General features: G+C 40.7%; 1 protein-coding gene and 1 pseudogene. Both read right to left on the minus strand.

Annotation, left to right across the window (positions count from 1 at the left end):
- Positions 1–1,483 (minus strand): annotated as a pseudogene (locus IAE45_RS19120) (hypothetical protein); the annotation flags it as partial.
- A gap of 15 nt (positions 1,484–1,498) precedes the next feature.
- The coding region (locus IAE45_RS18410) for a metallophosphoesterase (RefSeq protein WP_200143160.1) at positions 1,499–2,597 on the minus strand (1,099 nt) is incomplete at its 5' end.

Consider the following 2,597-nt stretch of genomic DNA (forward strand, 5'->3'; position numbering starts at 1 on the left):
TCTGAGTTACGCCGCCATCAGATGAAGTTAGCTTGAAATTCATCTGGTCTGATAGTTGGGTAATTTGGGAAGAAGTAACGTCGGTATTTGCTTCATAAATGTACAACTCTCTAAATCTTACAGCTTTACCAGCTTCAACCCATATACTAAACGCGGTGTATGTTGTGGATTTTATTGTGCCTTGAATCCATTTAGCAACTGCTGCATCTGGAGAAACCATCATATTTTCTCCACCACTTGTACCGATTTCTACTGTTCCACCAGCTGTTCCTGTGTTCATATAAGCTTTCACATTGTAGGTTTTCCCCACAGTTAACGCTATCGGAGCTACTCCCCAATAAACCCTTTGTCTAGTGGTTCCAGCATTCTGAATGACAATACCGTTTGAATCATAAGAAACTGTTATTCCTGTACCCTCTATGGTTGGTTTTGGGTTCTGTAATGTAAACTTTGTATCTGGGAAAAAGTTTACAAGATCTGAAATATTTTCCTGCACCTCAGTAACAGTTTGCCTGATTCCGCTGGCTGTAGCTTCAACTTGTGTAGCTTTAGTCAAAGCAGAATTTGCAGTTGTCTCAACACTAGAAACAGTTGTCTTTAATCCATTTACAGTTGTTTCTGTAGCGACTGCCTTAGATAATGCCGAATCAGCTGTTGTTTTCGTACTTGCAATCAATTGAGTATGACCATCTACAGTGCTTGAAACAGTATTGACTTTGCTTAACGCACTATTTGCAGTAGTTTCTACGCTAGTTAGAGTCTGTGTAACTCCGTCAACGGTCGTCTCCAATACATTTGCTTTACTCAATGCACTGTTTGATGTTGTCGTAACCGTTGCTATTGTTTGTTTTTGTCCATCCACTGTGACGACTAATTCATTCAGTTTTTTAGTGGTACTTGTTGATGTCGTCTCAATATCTGTCATACGCCCAGTTAGACCAGTAACTGAGGTTTCTAGCGTTGCTGTTCTTCCTTCCACAGCAGCAGCTTTTTCATAAGCTTCGTTGGCCTTACTACTGATCGATGTAACTGTTCCATTGATAGTAGCTACATCAGAAACAAGCCCATTTACATCAATCTGGATCGCATCTGCTTTTGCTTTAGCCGCTTGAGCATCTAAAGTGGCTTGTGTCGCTAGGTTTGCAGCATTTTCTCCTGCTTGCTTCGCCTCACTTGCTGCTGATTGAGCTGCTTCACCTGCAGCTTGTGCATCTTTCCCAGCCTTTTCAGCTGCCTCTGCTTTTTCGATAGCAGCTGCTACCCCTGTTTTTGTATCTTCCAAATCTTGATAAAAGTCCGGATCTAAGACTTCAACAGATAACCGTTCTGGTTTCCACTCACCGTCTTTGTATATCATGGCTACTGGTGGACTTTTAGACGTATCTGTCCATCGTTGACCCTCGACAGGATTAGCAGGTGCAGTCACCATTTCTTCGCTATCTAGGTAGTTGGTAATCTGCTTGCTAACCTCAATAATTGCCATAAAGATTCCCCCTTTCTAGTAGCCAAAGCTGCGGTCGCTCCCTGCTCCGTACCGCACGATATCTACATGCTTTTTCTTTGTGTCCAAAACAAAAACGTCCCACAAGTCTTCTTCTAGTTCTCCTAAAGGCCGATCTCTTTGATCTTTCTTTGGGCGACTGACAGAACAACTTGTTGAAACGTTTGTAATCCCATATTTAGTTGTGATTCGATCTGTGTGGTGATGTCCATGAGCAAGAAAAGCAATGTTTTTTGGCGTGTCGAATGTAATTGAAATATCACTAGCAAAATCAGCGTTCCCTGTGTATTTGCGTGTAAAACTTGATCCTTCTTTTGCCGCCTTTAAAATACCTTCTACAGATTCCCAGTTATAAGGATAATAAGCACTATTCGTTGCGTACCATTGCCCCCATTGATGATGCTGAAAACAGACTGCAGTGTAATCATCAGGCATACTTTTAAGATTTTCCGCAAACCATTTCAATTGTGCTTGTCGATAACCAGCAACATTAATCGTCAAGTATTTCACTAACCCATCCGTGTCAAAAACATATGGAATATCATTTGTGTTTAGTAAGAACACACGCACTTTTTTATCCGGAATGTCATAATAAAAATACATATTTTTATCATTAGGATTTTCATTGATTGCCCATATAGTTGAAGGTCGTGTGATGATTTCATACATTTCACTTGGCTTGATTGTGTAGCTCATGTTTCCATGCCATGACTTACTAGTAGGATCACTGGCCATATAGTTTTGATTGACTTTATTTCTAGCAGTTGTTCCTCGACCTTGCCGACCATCTCCCCACGAGTTATCATCATGATTCCCTTTCGCTAAGAAAAATGGGCAGCTTGCCAATCCAAACAGACTAACAACCTTCTTCATATTTGAGACGTTTGTGTCTTTTGTAGTACCACCATCAACAAAGTCACCGCCTCCGACAATACAGTCTAAAGGAATCATGTGAGACAATTCTGCAACATTTTTGATATGATTTTCCGTACGTCCGTAATTCTCAAGATCTTCTTGAATGAAGGTATCTGTAGCATAATGGGTATCTGTGATAAAAGGAATCGTGACAGTATTTTCATTTTGTAGTCGCATGATC

It is taken from the genome of Enterococcus sp. S53, from assembly GCF_016516865.1.
Classification (GTDB): domain Bacteria; phylum Bacillota; class Bacilli; order Lactobacillales; family Enterococcaceae; genus Enterococcus_D; species Enterococcus_D innesii.